This is a genomic window from Streptomyces himastatinicus ATCC 53653, assembly GCF_000158915.1.
Classification (GTDB): Bacteria; Actinomycetota; Actinomycetes; order Streptomycetales; family Streptomycetaceae; genus Streptomyces; species Streptomyces himastatinicus.
This window is the reverse complement of the sequence record NZ_GG657754.1, coordinates 910,841-912,234: the sequence shown is the minus strand read 5'-3', so window position 1 is coordinate 912,234 and position 1,394 is coordinate 910,841. Positions and strand designations below refer to the sequence as shown.

Genomic DNA, 1,394 nt, shown 5'->3' with positions numbered 1-1,394 from the left:
TCGTGTAGTTCTCCAGGCCCGCGAATTCACGGTTGTCGGGGCGGAACGAGTTCCAGTCGAAGAGGGAGATCACCAGCGTCGCCACGAACGGCAGCTGGGTGACCACGATCAGGAAGATCAGGGCGGGCATCAGCGGTGCCCGGGTGGCCCACTCCCGGGCCCGGTTCCTGGGCGGCCGGGAGGTGTTCCGGGAGGCGGCGGCCACGGTCGGCGGGCGCTCGCCGCGGACGGGGACCGCGGTTGTCGGATTACTCATCTCGGTACTCCTCGCCCACCTTCTCGGCCAGCTTCTGCGATGTCTTCAATGCCTGCTCGACGGACTGCTTCCCGGCGATGGCGGCGCTGATCTCCTGGGCGACCTTGGTGCCGAGATCGGCGAATTCGGGGATGTCGACGAACTGGATGCCGATGGTCGGCCGCTCCTGTACGCCGGGATCGCGCGGCTTGGCGCTGGTGATGGCCTTTCGGGTGACCTCGGAGAACGCGCCCGCGGACTTGCGGTATTCCTCGTTGGCGTAGGTGGAGGCCCGTTTGCCCGCGGGCACGTTGGACCAGCCGAAGGTCTTTCCGACCAGTTTCTCGTACTTCTTGCTGGAGGCCCAGGAGATGAACTTCCACGCCTTGTCGGAGTTGCGCGACGCCTTCTGGATGCCCCAGGCCCAGGTGTAGAGCCAGCCCGAGCTGTCGGTCTTCTCGACCGGCGCCTGGACATAGCCGATCTTGCCCTTGACGGGGGACTTGGCGGCCTCCAGCGAACCGGCTGCCGACGTGGCGTCGTACCACATGGCGCTCTTGCCCTGGGTGAGGTTGTTGAGGCACTCGGCGAAGCCGGACTGGGAGGCACCGGCCTCGCCGTGCTTGCGCACCAAGTCGACATAGAACTTGGTCGCCTTGACGAACTCGGGCGAGGTCAGCTGCGCCTTCCAGTCCTTGGTGAACCAGGTGCCGCCGAAGGTGTTGACGACCGTGGTGAGCGGGGCCATCAGCTCGCCCCAGCCGGGCAGCCCGCGCAGACAGATGCCCTTCATCCCCTTGCGGGCGCCATCGGCCTTGGCCGCGAGATCCGCCACCTGGTTCCAGGTGGGCCGCTTGGGCATCTTGAGATTCTTCTCGGCGAAGACATCCTTGCGGTACATCAGGAACGACGACTCGCCGTAGAAGGGCTGCGCGTACAGCTGTCCGTCACCGGCGGTCAGCGACTGCCGCATCGGCGGAAGGATGTCCTTCTGGTCGAATGCCTTGTCCTTGGCGACATGCTCGTCCAGCGGCATCAGCCAGCTGTTCTCGGCGTAGAACGGCACCTCGAAATTGCTGATGGTGGCGACGTCGTACTGCCCGGCCTGATTGGAGAAGTCCTGACTGATCTTGTCGCGGACATCGTTCTCCGGCAGCAC

1 protein-coding gene and 1 pseudogene are annotated in these 1,394 nt (G+C 65.4%); both read right to left on the bottom strand.

Annotation, left to right across the window (positions count from 1 at the left end; translation table 11 throughout):
* A pseudogene (locus SSOG_RS03190) lies at positions 1 to 256 on the bottom strand (sugar ABC transporter permease); the annotation flags it as partial.
* The coding region (locus SSOG_RS03185) for an ABC transporter substrate-binding protein (RefSeq protein ID WP_106516342.1) at positions 249 to 1,394 on the bottom strand (1,146 nt) is incomplete at its 5' end. The pseudogene SSOG_RS03190 and the gene SSOG_RS03185, both read right to left, overlap by 8 nt.